General features: G+C 68.8%; 16 protein-coding genes. 5 read left to right on the top strand and 11 right to left on the bottom strand.

Annotation, left to right across the window (positions count from 1 at the left end; all coding sequences use genetic code 11):
- Positions 1–35 precede the first annotated feature (35 nt).
- The 5 genes from ACWGQ1_RS11505 to ACWGQ1_RS11485 all read left to right on the top strand — a co-directional run bounded on the left by ACWGQ1_RS11505 (position 36) and on the right by ACWGQ1_RS11485 (position 6200).
- Positions 36–2231 carry a DUF6049 family protein gene (locus ACWGQ1_RS11505; RefSeq protein WP_206252163.1) on the top strand — a complete coding sequence of 732 codons (2196 nt, stop codon included), beginning with the start codon at positions 36–38 and terminating at the stop codon, positions 2229–2231.
- Positions 2228–3844: a murein biosynthesis integral membrane protein MurJ gene (gene murJ, locus ACWGQ1_RS11500; protein ID WP_452313000.1), complete on the top strand. Its 1617-nt coding sequence runs from the start codon at positions 2228–2230 to the stop codon at positions 3842–3844. The genes ACWGQ1_RS11505 and murJ overlap by 4 nt, the downstream gene beginning before the upstream one ends.
- A 98-nt stretch (positions 3845–3942) precedes the next feature.
- Positions 3943–4917: a thioredoxin-disulfide reductase gene (trxB, locus tag ACWGQ1_RS11495; protein ID WP_136033775.1), complete on the top strand. Its 975-nt coding sequence runs from the start codon at positions 3943–3945 to the stop codon at positions 4915–4917.
- Between the two features lie 68 nt (positions 4918–4985).
- The gene (gene trxA / locus ACWGQ1_RS11490) at positions 4986–5309 is read left to right on the top strand and encodes a thioredoxin (RefSeq protein WP_136033773.1); all 324 of its coding nucleotides are present in this window, start codon (positions 4986–4988) and stop codon (positions 5307–5309) included.
- A 366-nt stretch (positions 5310–5675) separates the two neighbouring features.
- Positions 5676–6200 (top strand): hypothetical protein, encoded by a 525-nt coding sequence (locus tag ACWGQ1_RS11485; RefSeq protein WP_452312999.1) that lies wholly within the window; start codon positions 5676–5678, stop codon positions 6198–6200.
- A 275-nt stretch (positions 6201–6475) separates the two neighbouring features.
- Here ACWGQ1_RS11485 and ACWGQ1_RS11480 read toward each other — a convergent pair whose 3' ends face one another.
- The 11 genes from ACWGQ1_RS11480 to ACWGQ1_RS11430 form a co-directional block, all read right to left on the bottom strand.
- Positions 6476–7126: a GNAT family N-acetyltransferase gene (locus ACWGQ1_RS11480; protein WP_452312998.1), complete on the bottom strand. Its 651-nt coding sequence runs from the start codon at positions 7124–7126 to the stop codon at positions 6476–6478.
- Positions 7123–7809, bottom strand: a complete 687-nt coding sequence (locus ACWGQ1_RS11475) for a PIG-L deacetylase family protein (RefSeq protein ID WP_136033771.1) — start codon at positions 7807–7809, stop codon at positions 7123–7125. Before ACWGQ1_RS11475 ends, ACWGQ1_RS11480 begins: the two co-directional genes overlap by 4 nt.
- Before the next feature lie 24 nt (positions 7810–7833).
- Positions 7834–8721 carry a carbohydrate ABC transporter permease gene (locus ACWGQ1_RS11470; RefSeq protein ID WP_136033769.1) on the bottom strand — a complete coding sequence of 296 codons (888 nt, stop codon included), beginning with the start codon at positions 8719–8721 and terminating at the stop codon, positions 7834–7836.
- Positions 8721–9695, bottom strand: a complete 975-nt coding sequence (locus ACWGQ1_RS11465) for a carbohydrate ABC transporter permease (RefSeq protein ID WP_205812707.1) — start codon at positions 9693–9695, stop codon at positions 8721–8723. The genes ACWGQ1_RS11470 and ACWGQ1_RS11465 overlap by 1 nt, the downstream gene beginning before the upstream one ends.
- A 66-nt stretch (positions 9696–9761) precedes the next feature.
- Positions 9762–11066 (bottom strand): extracellular solute-binding protein, encoded by a 1305-nt coding sequence (locus ACWGQ1_RS11460; protein WP_136033767.1) that lies wholly within the window; start codon positions 11064–11066, stop codon positions 9762–9764.
- A gap of 24 nt (positions 11067–11090) precedes the next feature.
- Complete coding sequence (locus tag ACWGQ1_RS11455) at positions 11091–12047, bottom strand: GNAT family N-acetyltransferase (protein WP_452312997.1); 957 nt, start codon at positions 12045–12047, stop codon at positions 11091–11093.
- A 112-nt stretch (positions 12048–12159) separates the two neighbouring features.
- Positions 12160–13347 (bottom strand): exo-beta-N-acetylmuramidase NamZ domain-containing protein, encoded by a 1188-nt coding sequence (locus ACWGQ1_RS11450; RefSeq protein WP_452312996.1) that lies wholly within the window; start codon positions 13345–13347, stop codon positions 12160–12162.
- Positions 13348–13817: 470 nt separating this feature from the next.
- The gene (locus ACWGQ1_RS11445) at positions 13818–14153 is read right to left on the bottom strand and encodes a tryptophan synthase subunit alpha (protein ID WP_136033761.1); all 336 of its coding nucleotides are present in this window, start codon (positions 14151–14153) and stop codon (positions 13818–13820) included.
- Between the two features lie 9 nt (positions 14154–14162).
- Positions 14163–15611 (bottom strand): sugar porter family MFS transporter, encoded by a 1449-nt coding sequence (locus ACWGQ1_RS11440; protein WP_452312995.1) that lies wholly within the window; start codon positions 15609–15611, stop codon positions 14163–14165.
- 60 nt (positions 15612–15671) lie between these two features.
- Complete coding sequence (locus ACWGQ1_RS11435; RefSeq protein WP_452312994.1) at positions 15672–16640, bottom strand: ParB/RepB/Spo0J family partition protein; 969 nt, start codon at positions 16638–16640, stop codon at positions 15672–15674.
- On the bottom strand, positions 16640–17563 hold the full coding sequence (locus tag ACWGQ1_RS11430; protein WP_452313031.1) for an AAA family ATPase: 924 nt from the start codon (positions 17561–17563) through the stop codon (positions 16640–16642). Before ACWGQ1_RS11430 ends, ACWGQ1_RS11435 begins: the two co-directional genes overlap by 1 nt.
- Positions 17564–19079: the final 1516 nt, after the last annotated feature.

Genomic DNA, 19079 nt, shown 5'->3' with positions numbered 1-19079 from the left:
GATCCGCCCCTCCCCGGCGTTCGAGGAAGACCTTCATGACCGCGATCACCCCCCACACGGGCCTCCGTGTGCGCCTGCGACGGCTGGCGGCCGCGGTGATCGCCGCCTCCGTGTGCGCTGTCGCGGTTCCCGCGGTCGCGGCCGCCGCGGATCAGAAGAGCGACGACGACACCCGCACGGTCGAGCTGCACGTCTCCGCAGGGCTGCGCGGCGTGGTCGCCCCCGGCACCTCCACGTCAGCCGTCGTCACGATCACCAACGGCACCGAGACCGAGCTGAGCGCCGGACGGGTCGAGATCGAGCTCGGCAGCACGCCCCTCACCACCTCCGACGCCGTGAGCGACTGGCTCGACGACGGTGAGACGGACGGCTCCTTCGTCTCGCTCGGCGATGAGGCGTCGAAGGCCGCCGACCCGGACGGCATCGCCACGACCACGGTGTTCGTGCCGCAGGAGACCATCGAGACCCTGGCCCCCGGCGTCTACCCGCTGCGGGCGGCACTGACCGGGGCGCGCACGGGCGACACCGGCGGCGAGCGCGCGGCCACGTGGGACACCACGGCCACGAGCGTGCTGGTGGTCAACGCGCCCTCGGCGAGCCCGGTCGGCGTCCTCGTGCCCGTCACCGCGACCCCGGCCGGCGGCGCCCTGCTGACGGCGGAGGAGCTCACGACGCTGACCGCACCGGAGGGCGCGCTCACGGCGCAGCTCGACGGGGTCTCCGGCACCACGGCCGTACTCGCGATCGACCCCGCGATCCTCGCGTCGATCCGCGCCCTCGGCACCGCGGCACCGGAGTCGGCGAGGGAGTGGCTGACGCGGCTCGACGAGCTCCCCAACCCCCGGTTCGCGCTGCAGTTCGGTGATGCCGACGTCACGGTGCAGGCGCAGACGGGCCTGAGCGCGCTGCTGTCCCCGCTGCCGTTCGCCGCCCTCCTCGACCCCGCCGCGTTCCCGCAGCAGCAGGCCACCGCCGAGCCCACGTCCGCGCCGGGGTCGACACCGAGCCCCTCGCCGGGGAGCACGAACGCGCCCGCCCTGCCCGACGACGCGACGCTCACCGAGGTCGACGGCGCTCTCCCCCGCATCGTGTGGCCGGAGCAGGACCTCACCCAGGCCGACGTGACGGCGTTCGCGGGGTACCTCGGCCAGGGCACGACCACGGTCGTGTCGTCCGACACGGTCGGCGGACCCACCGCCGCACACGCCACCGCGGGCGGACAGGACCTGCTGGTGACCGACGCCGCGACGTCCGCTGCGCTCTCGGGCGCCGCCGGGGCGTCGGATCCGGTCGTGCGGCAGCGTCTGCTCGCGGAGGCCGCCGCGCAGCTGTTCCTGGCGCAGGGCGCCACGGGCGGCGCACCGCTGCTGGTCGGACTCGACCGCGACGAGACCCGCACGGCCGACGCACTGCGCGACGCGATCTCCGCCGCCGACTCCGTCGGGTTCGAGCTGTCGACGGTCCGCGCCGCCGCTCCCGTCGCGGTCACGCTGCCGGAGGCGGCCGCCGCCCCCCGCTCGGCCGACCTCGTGAACCTGCTCACCGACGAGCAGTCGCTCACCGCGTTCTCGTCGATCCTGAGCGAGCCCGACGTGCTGCTCGCCCCGGAGCGGATGCGCATCCTGCGCACGATCGCGGTGGGGTCGTCCGACGCCGCGTTTGCCGAGAAGGTCGCGGCCCACCGCGCCCGCACGACCACGACCCTGTCGAGCGTGAGCATCCCCCCGTCGAGCACCATCCAGCTCCTCACCGCGAACGCCGACTTGCCGATCGCGGTGCGCAACGACCTCCCGTGGCCGGTGACCGTGCGGCTGTCCGCCTCGCCGAGCGACCCGCGCCTCGAGGTGAAGCCCATGATCGAGACGGTCGTGCAGCCCCAGTCGAGCACGCGGGTCAAGGTGCCCGTGTCGGCGCGGGTGGGCAGCGGCGAGCTCGACCTCCGGCTCAGCCTGTCCAGCCCCACGGGCGTGCCCATCCAGTCCGAGCAGTCGGTGCGGGTGGCGGTGCGCGCGGAGTGGGAGACGATCGGGCTCGTGGTGTTCGGCGGCCTCGCCGTGCTGCTCATCGCCCTCGGCGTGGTGCGCACGGTGCGCCGCAAGCGCCGGGAGGCCATCGAGGAGCACGCGGTCGAGGTGGCCGTCGACGAGCTGATCGAGGAGAAGGAGGCCGAGGCGGCGGCGCAGGAGCGCGCACTCGACCGCGACGCCCCGCCGACGAAGGAGACCCCGTGACGAGCCTCGGACGCGCGAGCGCCATCATCGGTGCCGGCACCCTGGTGTCACGCCTCACCGGTCTGCTCCGCAGCATCGTGCTGGTGGGCGTGCTCGGCGCCGTGGGCTCGGAGGCCGCCGACGCCTTCACCTTCGCCAACACCCTGCCCAACAGCGTGTTCTCGCTGATCTCGGTCGGCGTGCTGACGGCGGTGATCGTGCCGCAGATCGTGAAGGCCACGGCCGACGCCGACGGCGGCAACGCGTTCATCTCGAAGCTGTTCACGCTCGGCACGGTCGTGCTGGTCGCGACCACCGCTGTCGCGACGATCGCCGCGCCGTGGCTGGTCGTGCTCGTCGCTGGCCGGGCGCCGCTGGAGGCGCAGGCCCTGGCGACCGCGCTCGCCTACTGGTGCCTCCCGCAGATCCTCTTCTACGGCCTGTACGCGCTGCTGGGCGAGGCCCTCAACGCGCGACGCATCTTCGGCCCGTTCACGTGGGCACCGGTCGTCAACAACATCGTCTCGATCATCGGCTTCCTGATCCTGGGGGCGCTGTTCGCCCCGGTGCCGACGAAGGCGGCGGAGTGGACGCCCGCGATGATCGCCACGCTCGGCGGCACGGCCACGCTCGGCATCGCGCTGCAGGCGCTGGTGCTGCTCGTGTTCTGGCGGCGCACCGGGCTGGCCCTCAAGCCCGACTTCCACTGGCGCGGCGTGGGCCTCGGCACAGTCGGCAAGCTCGCCGGCTGGACCTTCCTGATGGCGTTCGCGAGCCTGGCCGCCGGCGTGCTCCAGGGCAACATCGTGAGCGAGGCTTCCGGTTCGGGCGCCTCCGCGACGGTCACCGCGAACGCGTGGCTGATCTTCATGCTGCCGTACTCCGTGATCGTGCTGTCGATCGGGACGCCCTACTTCACGCAGATCAGCGAGCACGCCGCGGCCGGACGCGACCCCGAGGTGCGCGCCGACATCTCGCGCAGCATCCGCACGCTGCTGTTCTTCATCGTGGCGGCCGTCGCCGCCGTGGCCGCCGCTGCGATCCCCGCGTCGCGCGTGTTCACGAGCTCCGCGCCCGACGCCGAGGCCGCCGCGCTGGTGCTGCTGTGCTATCTCGTGAGCCTGATCCCGCTGACGATCCTGTTCATCGTGCAGCGCACCTTCTACGCCTACGACGACACCCGCACGCCGTTCTGGTTCACGATCTTCCAGTGCGTCCTCATCGTCGCGACGGCGCTGCTCGCGGGCGGGCTGTACCAGGCCGGGGTGATCCCTATCACGATGCTCGCGGCCGCGGTCGCCCTCGGCCAGTCCGTCGCGAGCACCCTGCAGACGATCGTCGCGACCTGGCTTCTGCATCGTCGCCTCGGCGGTCTCGGCGTGCGCACGTGGGCGACCTCGATCGGCCGCTTCGCGGTGGCGGCGATTCCCGCGGGCTTCGCCGGGTGGGGCGTGTTCCAGCTGATGGGCGGCGCCGGCGGCTGGACCGCCTCGGACAAGATCCAGGGCGCCGTGGGCACGGCGATCATCGGCCTCGTCGTGGTCGCGGTCTACATCGCGCTGCTGGCGGCGATGCGGGCGCCCGAGCTGAAGGCGGCGGGCGGCCTGATGCGCCGTTTCCTCCCTGGTCGCTGAGGCCCGCGCGCGCCTGCCGCTGGGGAATGCCCCGCGGTTACCATGGGTTGAAGCAGTCGGACGTCTTTCGACGGCACCGCCTTTCTAACGGAGATCACATGCGTCAGGTCATCATCATCGGCTCCGGCCCCGCCGGATTCACGGCTGCCATCTACGCCGCACGCGCGAACCTGGAGCCGCTGCTCATCGCGAGCTCGGTCGAGGTCGGCGGTGAGCTGATGAACACCACCGAGGTCGAGAACTACCCGGGCTTCCCGGAGGGCATCCAGGGCCCCGAGCTGATGGCCAAGTTCCAGGAGCAGGCCGAGAAGTTCGGCACCGAGGTCCTGTACGACGACGTCACCGAGCTCGATGTCGCCGGCCCGGTCAAGAAGGTCACGCTCGGCTCCGGCGCCACGCACGAGGCGAAGACCATCATCTATGCGACGGGCTCGGCCTACCGCAAGCTCGGCATCGAGGGCGAGGAGCGCCTGTCGGGCTTCGGCGTGTCCTGGTGCGCCACGTGCGACGGCTTCTTCTTCCGCCAGAAGACCATCGCGGTCGTCGGCGGCGGCGACTCGGCGATGGAGGAGGCGACCTTCCTCACGCGCTTCGCCGACAAGGTGTACGTGATCCACCGCAAGGACACGCTGCGCGCCTCGAAGATCATGCAGGAGCGGGCGTTCGCGAACGAGAAGATCGAGTTCGTGTGGAACAGCGAGGTCGCGGAGATCCTCGGCGAGACCGCGGTCACCGGTGTGCAGCTGCGGTCCACGGTCGACGGCTCGCTGCGCGACCTGCCCCTCGACGGCCTCTTCATCGCGATCGGCAACGACCCGCGCACGCACCTCGTGCACGACAAGCTCGAGCTCACGTCCGAGGGCACGATCTGGGTCGACGGCCGCTCCTCCCGCACCTCGGTCCCCGGGGTGTTCGCGGCGGGCGACGTGATCGACCCGACCTACCGTCAGGCCATCACCGCCGCCGGCACCGGCACGGTCGCCGCGCTCGACGCGGAGCACTTCCTCGCCGATCTGGAGGACGCCTCGGTCGAGGTCCCCGCCGCGGAGGCCGCCGAGGTCATCACGGCCTGATCAGCGCCGGGAACACTTTCCCCTCGCCCGTTGTTGTAGCAGGCGAACCTCGAACAAGGAGAACTCTGATGAGTGCAAAGGCAACGAGCCAGGCGACCTGGGAGCAGGACGTGCTGCAGGCCGATGGTCCCGTGCTGGTGGACTTCTGGGCCGAGTGGTGCGGTCCGTGTCGTATGGTCGCGCCGGTGCTGGACGAGATCCAGGCCGACAACCCCGACAAGATCACCATCCTCAAGCTCAACGTCGACGAGAACCCCGAGCTCGCCATGAAGTACCAGATCACGTCGATCCCGGCGATGAAGGTCTTCCACGGCGGCGAGGTCAAGACGACCATCATCGGCGCCAAGCCGAAGTTCGCCCTCGAGAAGGACCTCGCCGACTTCATCGGCTGATCCTCCCGGACGACGAGAAGGGGCCGCACCTCCCGGGGGTGCGGCCCCTTCTGCGTCCCCGGCCCTCCCGTCATCGATCAGAACGGGCGCACGGAATCTTGCACCGCGCAAACCGTCCGCGGTGTAACGTGTTACGTGCGAGCGTCAAGCAACTGAGGTGTTGGGTCGGGTCTTGAAAGCGAGCACTCGAAACTGAGGAGTACAGAGATGTATCGATCGACCAGGCTTGTGATCTCCGGAGTCGCTGCAGTTCTTCTTGCTGCGTCAGGGAGCCTTCCGGCATCCGCTTCCGACTCGTCGCAGATTGATCCTGAGACGCTAAGCGATCTGACGTCCAACTTGACCCAGCTGGGCGTGGACCCAGACATGATCGATGATCTGCTCGCGAAATACGCGGCAGGTGAGGCGTGGGACAATTCGTCGGGCATCGCACCGGTCTCGGTATCCGAGTATCGCCAGGGCATCACCGATTATGAGCGTTCGGTGTTCCCAGACGGCTCAGTCTCAATCACGTCTGTCGAACATCCGACTGATGATGGAACGGCCGTGGCCACGCGGTCAGCAATCAGTGGTTGTACCTATCTGCTCAGCACCGGGGTCGCCTCGTACTCCAATTGCAAGATCGAGAAGAACAACGGAGTTCTGACCATGATGTTCCACGCTAACTACTATCAGTACTCAGGAGGCGCCGGCGCTAGCCTTGCAAACACCTGGGATTGGGACATTCAGGCTGCTGGCGGCGCGTGTCAAAAGGACTCTCTGGGCGCGCCATCCTCAACGAAGGTCAGGCTTCGCGCCTATTGCACAGTTGTCACTGGGATCGGATCGTCATACCCATATCTCGATTTGGATGTGACCAGTGGGTCCGCCAACGTTAATGCCAACTGGTGACGAGATAGAAGCGACAGATGAATCCGCTCCTCGTTGGCGTAGGCGTCCTCCTTGTCGCCTCTCCGGCAATCCTCCTTGTCGCGCTCATCGTGATGATCCGGCGCTTTCGAGACAGCGTCCATGCGGAGCTTCGTCGCCTTCGAGAAGACGTGAGTCGGAAGACTGACGAAGAACCCAGGACGGATGAGCACGGGCAGGTGATCGGCTGATCCTCCCCGGACGACGAGAAGGGGCCGCACCTCCCGGGGGTGCGGCCCCTTCTGCGTGCCCGCCCCTCAGTGCCGCGGGGTCACGTCGTCGAGGAGCATCCCGAACGTCACGCCGTCGTCCGTCCGACGCAGCTCCGCGAAGCCGAGGCGACGGTAGAACGCGATGGCGCCGGTGTTGCGCGTCCCGGCGGTCAGCTGCAGCCCGGGCACGCCCCGGTCGCGCAGCAGCGCCGCGAGCGTGTCGATCAACCGCCGCCCCCACCCGTGGCCCTGCGCCTCGGGCAGCAGGTCGATGTGCAGATGTGCGGGGTAGCGGTCCACGAACGGCACCCGACCTTCGCCGATCCTCCGGGCGAACGCGACGATGGTCGCATCCCTGCCCCCGTCGGCGCGGTCGCCCCGATGCCGCGCCTCGCGGGGAGGCCACCACGCGTGCCGGAACCACTGCTCGTATGCGGTCGTGTCGGGCGCGCACACCACGTACCCGAGTACGCGGTCGCCGGCGTCGAGCACGACACACGTCTCGGGGCTCCACGCCGCGTAGGGCAGCGCGAACACCTCCCCCAGCAGCCGTGGCGAGCGGTAGAGGCCGGTGGCGTCGGCGCCCGAGTCTCCCGTGCGCAGGCACACGGCGGCGAGGTCGTCCTCGTCGCCCACGCGGAAGGGCCGGAGGCGCAGACGCACCTCCGGCCCTTCGGTCGAGCGCTCGGGGCTCACGGCCCTGCCAGCTCGGCGCCCTTGTCGCCGCGCTTGAAGCCGCACGCCCGGGTGGTGCCGGCCAGGCAGCCCTTCGCGAGCATGTTCGCGCTGTAGTAGTCGATGTACCGGAACCCGTAGGTCTCTCCGCGGGCGAAGGCCTGGCCCTGGATGGCTGCCCGCCAGGTCTCGAACGCGGCGTCGGGGATGTCCACGTACAGGTCGGGCGTGAAACCCTCCGCGTCTTCCCAGTTGTCCGCGTGCAGGAACTGCGAGATGCCGTGGCGTCCGTACGGGCTGTCCACGGGGAGAGACGCGAGGAACCGGCCGCGCTCCGCGAGGATCGCCGCGCGCTCGTGGTCGCGGTGGATGCTCGTGGTCCAGTGCGTGATGAGGATCTCGGGCTTCTCCTGCCGGATGATGTCAGCGATCTGCTCCGCGGCGGAGTCGTCGTCGGGCAGGAAGCCGTCGGAGTAGTCCAGCACGCGGAACTCGGCACCGATCGCCGCCGCGAAGGCCTCGCCCTCCGCCACCTTCTGCTTCCGGTACTCGTCGGGCGCGATCGTGGGGTGGCCCCGCTCGCCGTAGGTGCACGCGAGGATGATCGCCCGGTCCCCCTCCTGCACCATCTTGGCGAGGGTCGGACCCGCCGTGAGGTCCATGTCGCCGATGTGCCCGCCGATGGCGAGTACGGTCCTACCCATTGTCATCACTCCGTTTCGTGGGGGTCACTTCATTCCGCTGAGCATGACGCCGCGGACGTAGTACTTCTGCAGGAAGAGGAAGATCAGCAGCACCGGGAGGGTGCTGATGACGATGCCGGCCATCACGATCGGCATGGTGCGGTTCGGGTCGATGAAGCTCTGCAGCATCTGGATGCCGACGGGCAGCGTCATCAGGTCGGGGTTGGCGGAGGCGATCAGCGACGACCAGATGTACTCGTTCCACTGGCCGACGAACGTGATCACGCCGAGGGTGATGGCCACCGGCGTCGCCTGCGGCAGCACGATGTTGAAGAACAGCCGCCACTCCCCCGCACCGTCGATGCGCGCGGCCTCGAGCATCTCGTCGGGCACGCCCACCATGAACTGGCGCATCAGGAAGATGCCGAACCCGCTGACGAGGAACGGCAGCATGAGCGAGACGATGTTGTTCGTCATACCGCCGAACCCGCCCTGGCCGAGGATGTTGTTGCCGCCCACCAGCGGCCAGTTCAGCATGATCAGGAAGTCGGGGATCAGCAGCAGGAACGGCGGCAGCATCATGGTCGCGAGCACGAACCGGAAGATCACGTCGCGACCGCGGAACCGCAGCTTCGCGAGCGCGTAGCCCGCCATCGCGGAGGTGATGAGCACCGACGCGGTGACCACGAGCGTCACGACCGTGCTGTTGAAGAACAGCTTGTCCAGCTGCAGCTGCTCGAACGCGGCGGTGTAGTTGTCCCAGGTCCAGTTCTCCGGGAAGAACCGGTACGGGAAGATGCCGTACTCACCGGGGCCCTTCAGCGAGCTGAAGACCGTGTCGAAGAACGGGACCACCATCATCACGCCACCGATGGCGACCACGAGGTAGGAGATCCACGGGAACGGGTGGCGCTTGCGCTGACGGACGCCCATCAGTCGTCTCCTCCGGTGCGACGGCTGATCCAGAGCTGGAGCAGCGTGATGATGAAGATGATCAGGAAGAGCACCATGGCCATGGCGCTCGCGGTGCCCCAGGCGCCGAACTTGAACGCCTGCTGGTACATCTCGAACGCGGCGACGTTCGTGGCGTTCGCGGGTCCGCCGTCCTTGGTCATCACGATGATGAGCGCGAACGACTGCAGCCCGGCGATGCACTGGGTGATGAAGACGAACACCAGGGAGGGCCGCAGCAGCGGCAGCGTGATGCTCCAGAACGTGCGCCAGGAGTTCGCGCCGTCGATCTCCGCGGCCTCGTACATGGTCTTGTCGATGCCCTTGATGCCCGCCGTGAGGATGAGCACGGCCGCGCCGATCGAGGCCCACGCCTGCACCACGGCGACCGCTGGGAGGGCGAGGTTCGGGTCGGACAGGAAGCCGATGGAGTTCACGCCGAGGGCGTTGAGCACGGCGTTGATGAGGCCGGCCGGCTGGTAGAGCATCTTCCACACGTTGCCGATCGCGACCACGGTGGCCACGACGGGGAGGAAGTACAGGAACCGCCAGAAGCCCTGGAACTTGAGGCGTTCGATGAGCTGGGCGACGACGACCGAGCCGCCGACCGCGAGGATCACGGCGATGATCGCGAACAGGAACGTGTTGATGAGGATCGGCTGCACGAACGTGCTGTCGATCTGCAGGATCTCCAGGTAGTTCTGGAATCCGGTGAACTCGATCTTGGTGAGGTCGTATCCGCCCCAGGTCGACAGCGACAGGAAGATCGCGAAGAACGTGGGCAGGATCAGGAAGACGGTGAAGAACAGCAGGGAGGGCGCGAGGAACAGGTAGCCGGCGCGGGCTTCGCGGCGGAACCGACGCGAACGCGGCTTGGCCTTCTTCCCGACCGTCGTCACCGCGATCGTGTCCTCCGCGGCTTCCTGCGCCGCCGTCATGAGAGTGGGGTTGGCCATCGGCCCTCCGTGGGTGGTCTCGGGGTGGAGGGCGGGGACGCGCGTGGTCCCCGCCCTCCGGTGGTGCTACTGGGCGTCGATCTCCTTGACCAGCTTCGAGAAGGTGGTCTTCACGTCGGCGCCGTTGACGATGATGTCGTTGAGCGCCGTGTTGGTGGCGGTCTTCGCCTCGTAGGCGTTCGACGCGTTCGACTCGGCCATCGCGTAGTCGGCGGCGGCGTAGATCGCCTCGAGGTTCGGCTCCTCGGCGAGGTACTTCGGGCCGAGGATCTCCGCGTCCGTGGTGCGCGGCGGGATCAGGCCCTGCGTGGCGAGGAAGTCGCCGAGGGCGGTGACGCCGTCCTCGTTCTCGTGCGAGTTGAGCCAGCTGAGGAACTTCCAGGCCTCTTCCTGGTGCTGGCTGCCGGAGTTCACGCCGGTGAAGAAGCTGTAGGCGAGGGAGCCCACGTCACCGGTCTCCGGGCCGGGCACGGGGGCGACGCCGACGTTGGCGTAGTCGTCGCCCATCGAGGCCTTCAGGCTGCCGATCCACCAGCCGGCCTGCACGGCCATGGCCACGCCGCCCGTGGGGAACGCCTTCGTCGGCATGATCGAGGTCGAGGTGGCGCCGGTCTCGGCCAGGTCGGACTCGAGCTGCATCACGTCCTCGGCCTTGTCGTCCATGGCGGACTTCCCGTCGGCCGCGAGGAACTCGCCACCGGCGGAGTCGAGCAGCGACAGGAACGGGTGCACCGTGTGGTTGTCGCCGTCCTGGATGAGGGAGAGGCCCTGCACGATCGTGTTGCCCGAGCCGTCCTTCTTCGTGGTGGCGTTGGCGGCCTCGACCAGCTCGTCCCAGTTCGCCGGCGGGGCGTCGTAGCCCGCGTCGGCGAGGAGCTGCTTGTTGTAGAACAGCGCGTACGTGTTGAACTCGGTCGGGTATCCGAGGATCTCGCCGTCACCGGTCGTGACCGAGGCGAGCGCCGCGGGGCTGTAGTTGTCGGTGATGTCGGCCGCGACGTCCTTGGGTGGAGCGGAGAGCACGCCGTTGGCCTGCAGCTGCCCGCCCCACAGGGAGTACGAGCTGACGATGTCGGCACCGCGTCCGCCGGTCTGGCGCACGTTGAGGGTGGTGAGCAGCTCGTCGAAGTTGACGGCCTGCGAGGTCACCTGGATGTCGGGGTTCTCCTCGTTCCACTGGTCGATGAGGTCGCCGATCCCGGTCTTGAACGGGTCGCTGCCGTAGTGGCTGAGGAAGGTGAGCTTCACGACGCCGTCGTCTCCGCCCCCTTCCGCCCCGGTGGTGCATCCGGCGAGGGCGAGCGCGGCCGCGCCCGTGAGCGCGACGGTGGTCACCAGGCGTCGGCGGTGACGCTGTGCTGCAGACTTCATGTGATTCCTCTCGGGTGGGCCGCGTCAGGCGGCGGTGGGGGCGTGCAGGATCGTGAAGGTGCGAGTGATCTCGAACCCGGTGTTCAGGTACAGGTGTCCGGCGGCGGAGGTCTCCTCGGTCCACAGGAACCAGGCGCTGTGGGCGCCCAGGGCGCGCATGCGCTCGAGCGTGAGGTGCAGCAGGATCTTCCCGAGTCCCGTGCCGCGGCTCTCCGGCAGCACCCCGAATGGGCCGAAGCGCTCCAGCACGTTCTCGTACGTGCCGTGCATGGCCCAGCCGAGCATGGCGCCCTCGGGGTTGCGGCAGACCATGATGCGCTCGAGCGACTGTCCGCCGAGCACGCCCTCGCGGATACCGCGCGACCAGTCGGCGTTGAAGGTGCCGGCGATCTCGATCAGGTCGACCAGGTCGTCGCCCGTCGGTGAGAAGAACGTCCAGCCCTGGTCCCGGAGCTCGGCGATGCGGGCGCGCACGTCGTCGGGCATGGCGTAGTCGTTGAGCGTGCGGTCCATGGCGACCGAGGTGTACTGCGTCTGGAAGCCGGCGGAGCGCAGGAACGCGTCGGCTTCGGGGTAGCGGTCGGCGTCGAGCCCGGGGAGGAAGTAGTTGGGCGTGTACGACGAGAAGTAGACGGTCTCGACGCCGTGCCCGCGCAGCCACTCCTTCGCGGCGGCCATCAGGGTGGTGGCGATGCCGTGGCGTCGGGCGGACGGGACGACGAAGAAGAACGGGATCCAGCCGGAGGTGGACTCCAGGTCGTCGCCGTCGGCCGCGATCTGGCGGCGGACGGCGTAGACCGCGCCGACGATGTCGCCGTCGGACTCGGCGAGGAAGAGTCCGTCGGCGTCGAAGTTGCGGTCGAGCAGGATCAGGTCGCGGAACCGCTCGTAGCTGATGCCGTCGGCGGGCGCCGCTTCGGTCCAGGCTTGCGCGATCTCGGGGCCGTCTCCCGCGCGGAAGGTCCGGACGATGCTCTCCATTGATATCTCCTCGGGTGAAGGGGGTGCGGCAGCGCGATGGGAATGAAAGTACATTCACCGTCGCGTCGATGTCAATAAGTTTTGGTCACGATTAACATGACGGAAATAGTTTTCAGCGTGGGTAGAGCAGCACGTCGTCGCCGTACGCGTCCGCGACCCGCTGAGGCCCCGCGGACAGCGCCGCCAGGTCCCGCCCGGCGTTCAGCGCCTCACGGAGGCTGGTGGACCCCCACAGGCGGTCGAGCGCGTAGCCGGAGTCGCCTGGATCGAGCCGCTGTCCCGCATCCAGGCTGTGCACGTCATCCGGCGCCGACGTACGGGCGGCCTCCAGTACCGCCAGGGCGGTCCCCACCGGGTCATACGCCCGGTGGTCGGTGATGTGCAGTTGCACGCCTCGAGCGGTCTCCCCCACGTGCTTGTGGAACGTCGGCTGGAACGCGATGTCGCGGAACAGCACACCCGGCAGGTCGCGTCCGCGCAGGTCCTCCGAGAACGCGGCCGTCAGGAACGGAGCGCCGATGGTCTCGAACGGCCGCGTGGTGCCGCGCCCCTCGCTCAGGGTCGTGCCCTCGACGAGCCCGGTGCCGGCGAACGCGTACACCGAGTCGAGCGTGGGGATGTTGGGCGACGGCGGCACCCACGGCAGTCCGGTGGCGGTCCAGTCCCGCGTGGGGTCCCAGTCCGTCAGCGTCACCACGTGCAGGTCGAGCTCGAGGCCCTCCGCGGCGAGGTCGCGGCGCGCGAAGAGGCGTGCCAGCTCCCCGGCGGTGAGGCCGTGGCGCTGGTGGATGTCGCTGCGCCCCACGAAGCTCGTGAAGCGCTCGCCCTCGATCCCGGGGCCCGCGAGCACGGCGCCGCCCAGCGGATTCGGTCGGTCGAGCACGGTGAACGGCAGCCCGAGGCGCGCGGCGCTGCGCATCGCGTCGTACATGGTCCAGATGTAGGTGTAGAAGCGCACCCCGATGTCCTGCATGTCGAAGGCGAGGGCATCCACGCCGGACGCGGCGATCATGTCGTCCAGCGCAGCGCCCTCGGTGAGGTAGGTGTCGCTGAACGGGAGCCCGGAGCGTTCGTCGCGCTCGATCGCGGTGCTCTCCCCCGCCTGCACCGAGCCGTCGAGACCGTGCTCGGGGCCGAACAGGTGATGCAGTCGCACACCCGCGGCCGTGAACGCATCGATGTTCCGGGACAGGTCGGGCATGGTCCCGGTGAAGTTGGTGAGCAGGCCGATCCTGCTCCCGGGGATCAGGTCGGCCCGGTCTGCTGCACGCTCCGCTCCGATGCGTAGGCGTGACGTCATGGCGAACTCCCTTGTCTTTCATGAACACACGGAAGTGCCGGTCAGTGCCCGCCCCGCCGCGTTGCTGTCACCTTTTTACCAGCATGAAGCGATTTATGAAAATCATGTTCAGAAGTCTTGTGCGTCGCACCCGTCCCTGATCATCCGCCTCCGTCGCGTCGGCGCCGGTCGAGCCCCCACCTCCACATCTCCCTCGCCCCCACACCGCCACCCGCGCCGCAGCATGCCCCCGCCCCACGCATTCCCCGCGCCGCCGCGTCGCGCCCCCACGCCCTTGCATCGCCCGATGCCGTCCCCTCGCCTGCCCAGCCCACGCATTTCCCGTTCCGCCGCGTCGCGCGCCCGGGCCCATCCCTTCCCTACGCTGCCGCATCGCGCGCCTACGCCGTTGCATCGCCCCACGCATCCACGCGTGTCGAGCCTCACCCGCCGGTGCGTGCGGACGCCCCGCGGAGGGACAGACAAAGACGTCAGGAGGCGTCAGCGATGCGCGGATCCCACCGGCGATGGCGCTGCTGCTCGTCGAGCAGTCCCCACACCGCCGGCGTGAGCTCCGGGTACTCCAGGGCGATCTGGCGCAGCACGCGGTAGTGCCGCGCGGCGTTGGGTCGCACGCCGTCGTTCGCGGCGATGTTGTCAGCGCGGAGCAGGTACACCACGAGCTCGTCGACGCTCGGCAGCTCCTCCATGAACTCCCACGGGTCTTCCCCGCCCAGCAGCCGCTCCTGGATCAGCACCGCGAGTTCGTCGGCCGCTTCGGCGCGCAGCACTTCCAGGCTGGCGCGGCGCGGGACGGACTCGGTCATCCGTCCAGCCTACGCGCGTGCGCGACCCCGTCGGCGCTCGACCTTCGCGTCCTCGGTCATGTCCTCGAGCTCCCGGCCCTTGGTCTCGGGCACCTTGAAGAACACGAAGAAGAACGACAGCAGGGCGAAGAACGCGTAGAACCCGTACGCGAAGGTGAGTCCGATCTCCGCGAAGGCCGGGAACGTCGTGGAGATGAAGAAGTTCGCGACCCACTGCGCTGCGGCCGCCACGGCGAGTGCGCCAGCACGGATCGAGTTCGGGAAGATCTCGCCGAGGAGCACCCAGACGAGGGGTCCCCAGCTGGCCCCGAAGAACACCACGAATCCGTTCGCGCAGATGAGGGCGACGGTGGCCCAGGGGTCGGGCAGCGTTGCGGTGCCCTGCGCATCCAGCGTGCCGAAGGAGAACGCCAGCGCCATCAGTCCGAGGGTGACGGTCATGCCGACCGAACCGACGAGCAGCATGATCCGCCGGCCGACCTTGTCGACCAGGAGGATCGCCACGATCGTCACCACGATGTTCGTCACGGAGGTGATCACCGAGGTCAGCAGGGCGCTGGACTCGTCGAAACCGACCGACTGCCAGAGCGTGGTGGAGTAGTAGAAGATGACATTGATGCCGACGAACTGTTGGAACACCGACAGCAGGATGCCGATCCAGACGATCGGCTTGAGCCCGAGGCGATTCCCTCGCAGGTCACGCAGCGACTCGGCGCGCTCGGTGTCGATCGTCCCGGTGATCTCCTTGATCTTCGCCTCGGTGTCGATCGTGCCCGTGACGGTCTGGAGCACTTCTGCGGCGCGTTTCGTCTCGCCCTTGCGCACCAGGTAACGCGGCGACTCCGGCAGCCGGAGTGAGACGAGCCCGTAGACGAGCGCGGGGATGGCCGCGACCATGAACATCCAGCGCCAGGCGGTGAGCCCCCACAGCGGCTGATCCGCCTCGCCGGCGATTCCCGCGAGCAGCGCGTCGGAGAGGAGGGCGGCGAAGATACCCGTGACGATCGCGAGCTGCTGCAGCGAGCCGAGTCTTCCGCGGATGGCGGCCGGCGACACCTCGGCGATGTACGCCGGAGCGATGACCGAGGCTGCCCCCACGCCCAGTCCGCCGATCACGCGCCAGATGATGAGGTCGACCACGCTGAAGGCCAGACCGGAGCCGATCGCGGAGACGAAGAACATGGCGGCTGCGACGACCATGACCGGGATGCGCCCGAACTTGTTCGAGATCGGGCCGGCGAACCAGGCGCCGACCGCGCAACCGATCAGCGCGGACGACACGGCGAAGCCCTTGAGGCCGGTACCGAGGTCGAACCCGGACACGTCGCCCGCGAGAGCGTCGACGGCACCGTTGATCACCGCGGTGTCGAAGCCGAAGAGGAAGCCACCCAATGCCGCGGCGATACTGACCGCGATCACACGGCGCTTGATGCTCGCCGCGTCAGCTGCTCTGCTCATGACCTACCCCCGCATCGTCAAGATGACGCGAGTCTAGGCCCTCCCTGACACCGTGCGGGGTCAGCGCGCGGAGCCGTACCCTTCTTCGCCCAGCTCCTCGAGGATGCGGTTGAGGTCCTGGATCGACGCGAAATCGATCGTGACCTGGCCCTTTCGCGTCCCGAGCGAGATCTTCACCCGCGTGTTCAGGCGATCGCCGAGCTTGCCCGCCACCTCGTCCAGATAGGCCCGTCGCGCTCCCGGCGTGGCCTTCGGGGTCTTCCCCGCGCTCGGCTGCGCCTTGGCGGCGACCTCCGTCGCGCGCACCGACAGGTCTTCGTTCACGACCTTATCGGCAAGGCGCTGCATCGCCTCCGGGGTGTCGAGGCTCAGGATCGCGCGGGCGTGACCGGCCGACAGCACTCCGGCTGCGACGCGCTGCTGCACGGGGACGGGCAGTTTGAGCAGGCGGATGGTGTTGCTGATCTGCGGACGAGACCGGCCGATGCGGGTTGCGAGCTCTTCCTGGGTGATGCCGAAATCCTCGAGCAGCTGCTGGTACGCCGATGCCTCTTCCAGCGGGTTCAGCTCGGAGCGGTGCAGGTTCTCGAGGAGCGCATCGCGCAGGAGGTCCTCGTCGGCGGTGTCGCGCACAATGGCCGGGATCGCGTCGAGCCCGGCTTCGCGTGCAGCCCGCGTCCGACGCTCCCCCATGATGAGTTCGTAGTCGCCGTCGCCGTTCTTGCGCACGACCACCGGCTGGAGCACCCCGAACTCCCGCACGCTGTGCACGAGTTCGGCCAGGTCCTCCGGGTCGAAGTGTGTCCGCGGCTGACGCGGGTTCGGCACGATCGCGTGCGGGTCGACCTGCACCAGGTGGATGCCGGGGACCGCCTCGAGGGCAGCTTCCGCAACCGCGGCTGCGCCGGAGTCGGTCGTGTCCGGGCGCAGGCTCGCGCCGGGGAAGAACACGTCGACGGGTCGCTCCGCCTGATCCGCGGTCGGAATGAGGGCACCGATGCCCCGGCCGAGTCCAGTGCGCTTCGCCATTACTTCTCCTTGCTCTGCGTCACACGGGACGCGATCTCGACAGCGGCCTCGCGGTAGGCGATCGCGCCGGCGGACTGCCCGTCGTACGCGATGACCGTCTGGCCGAAACTGGGGGCCTCGGACACGCGGACCGACCGAGGGATGACGGTGTTCAGCACCTGGGTGGGGAAATGCGTCCGAACCTCTTCCGCAACCTGCTGCGCCAGCCGGGTACGGCCATCGAACATCGTCAGCAGGATGGTGGAGAGGTGCAGGGACGGGTTGAGGTGCTTCTGGATCATCTGGATGCTTCCCAGAAGCTGGCTCAGACCCTCCAGCGCGTAGTACTCGCACTGGATGGGGATGAAGACCTCGGAGGCTGCGGTGAAGGCGTTGATCGTCAGAAGCCCGAGCGAGGGCGGGCAATCGATGATCACGAAGTCCACCGGGTGGTCGACGAGGTAGTCCTGCAGAGCGCGTCGGAGCCGATGTTCCCGCGCGACCTGTGCCACCAGTTCGATCTCGGCGCCCGCCAGGTGGATGGTGCTCGGAGCACAGAACAGTCGTGGGTTCTCCGGGCTGGGCTGCACGATCTCCGCGAGCGGGAACTCATCGATCAGCACGTCATACACGCTCGGCGTGTCCGCGTTGTGCGGAACCCCGAGTGCCGTGGACGCATTCCCCTGGGGGTCGAGGTCGATCACGAGAACCGAGGCACCGAGTCCGGCCAGCGCGGAGGCGATGTTCACCGCACTCGTGGTCTTGCCGACGCCGCCTTTCTGGTTCGACACGGTAAGCACCCGGGTCTCCCCGGTGAACTCCACGTGAACGGCTTCGAGGGCCCTGCGGCGCGCGGAGAGGTCGGCGAGCTCGCGAGCAAGTGGGGTATCCATCCCGAACGAGTCGTTTGCCGGTGTCTTTTCGGACTGTTTCACGTGAAACATCCACTCCTTTCGGGGCCGCATCCCACTCTAACCGCAGGGACGGACCTCGAACCGCGCAGGCCCGTCAGCATCGACGCTGAGCGCACTTCCGTCCGCGGCTCGTACCGGCCCACGACCGGCAGCCGCATCGATTCCGGGAGTTCCTCGTCGCAGCGAGCGCCGCGCGCGCTCCCGGTGCCGCAACGATGACCGCTATCGGTTGTCTGAAACAGCTCCCGGGCCTCCTCGCTCGCGCTGGAGATCCCCGACCAGGCGCATCCACGCTCAGTTCCATATGAACCGCCGCGTGAGCTGCCCCCTCGACACCTCCTCCCCCGCCCGCGACGGTTCTGGAAGAAGCCCCGACCTGCCCCGGCGAACGCCGCCCCCCATTGGCGCCTTCCACCGTTTCACGTGAAACACCGCGCCTGTTCCGCGGCGTGTTCGGTCCGTCAGCGACCGCGTCGCCTCGCCCCTCATGGCCCCGACCTCGCGGCTCACCCAGCCCTCCCCGCGATCCAGCACACGCGGTCCCGTCTCCGTCCGGGCTTGCCCCCCATCGGGCCAACACCGCACGTCCGCGCATTTCCCTGGTGCGGTCGGTCGTCCACTGCGTCTCGTGAGCCGACGGACCTCCGTGTTGTCGGGGCCCGCATGCCTCCACCCTCGGTAGCCGCTCTTCCCCGCCCCGCTTCGTCCCCACCCCGCTTCTTCCCCACCCCGCTTCTTCCCTACGCCCGCTTCTTCCCCTACGGCCGCCTCCTCCCTACGCCCGCCTCATCCCCTACGGCCACCTCCTCCCTACGCCCGCCTCATCCCCTACGGCCACCTCCCCCCTACGCCCGCCTCATCCCCTACGGCCACCTCCCCCCCTACGCGCACCTCTTCCCCCGGGCCGCTTCTTCCCTGCGGCCGCCCCTCCCCTACGCGCGGCTCTTCCTCACGCCCGCGTCTGACCCACGCCGGCGTTTGCCCCACGCCCGCGTCTGGCCCAGACCCGCCTCCTCCCCACGCCCACATCTTCCCCGCATGAACACCGCACCTTCGGCGGTCGCGCCCGCTCGTGCGTCTTGCGCTCACCGACGACTCGCCACCAGCCCGCGACAGCCGGTCGGAGGCCCCCGCTCCTGACTCGGCAGGCCCGCTCATGGCCGTGCAGTCCCGTCTCCCCGTGCCTCGCCCCACAGCTTCCGGTGCGGAACGGCCCGATTCGGGCAGATGCTCTGCACTCACGGCTCGTGCAGCTGGCCGCTGATGTCCCTCGCCGCACCCGGGCACTCCGCCGACACCGTGCCGCCGGGTGCCACATGCCCTCCACTCCCCCACGCCATCGTCATCCGTACCGCGCACCCACCCCTCACGCAAGCAAGGCCCGCACGACATCCCCAGCTGAGCCTGGCGTCCCTCTCCGACCGACTCTCATGCTTCTCCTCACCCACAGGACACCCCACAGGACACCCCGCACGACCCCCGGCACCGCACCCACACGTCCCCGACTCCATCGTCATCCGCGCCCTGCCCACCCCTTTCACCTGAG

It is taken from the genome of Microbacterium sp. NPDC055599, assembly GCF_053618975.1.
This window is presented reverse-complemented; position numbering and strand designations above follow the sequence as displayed.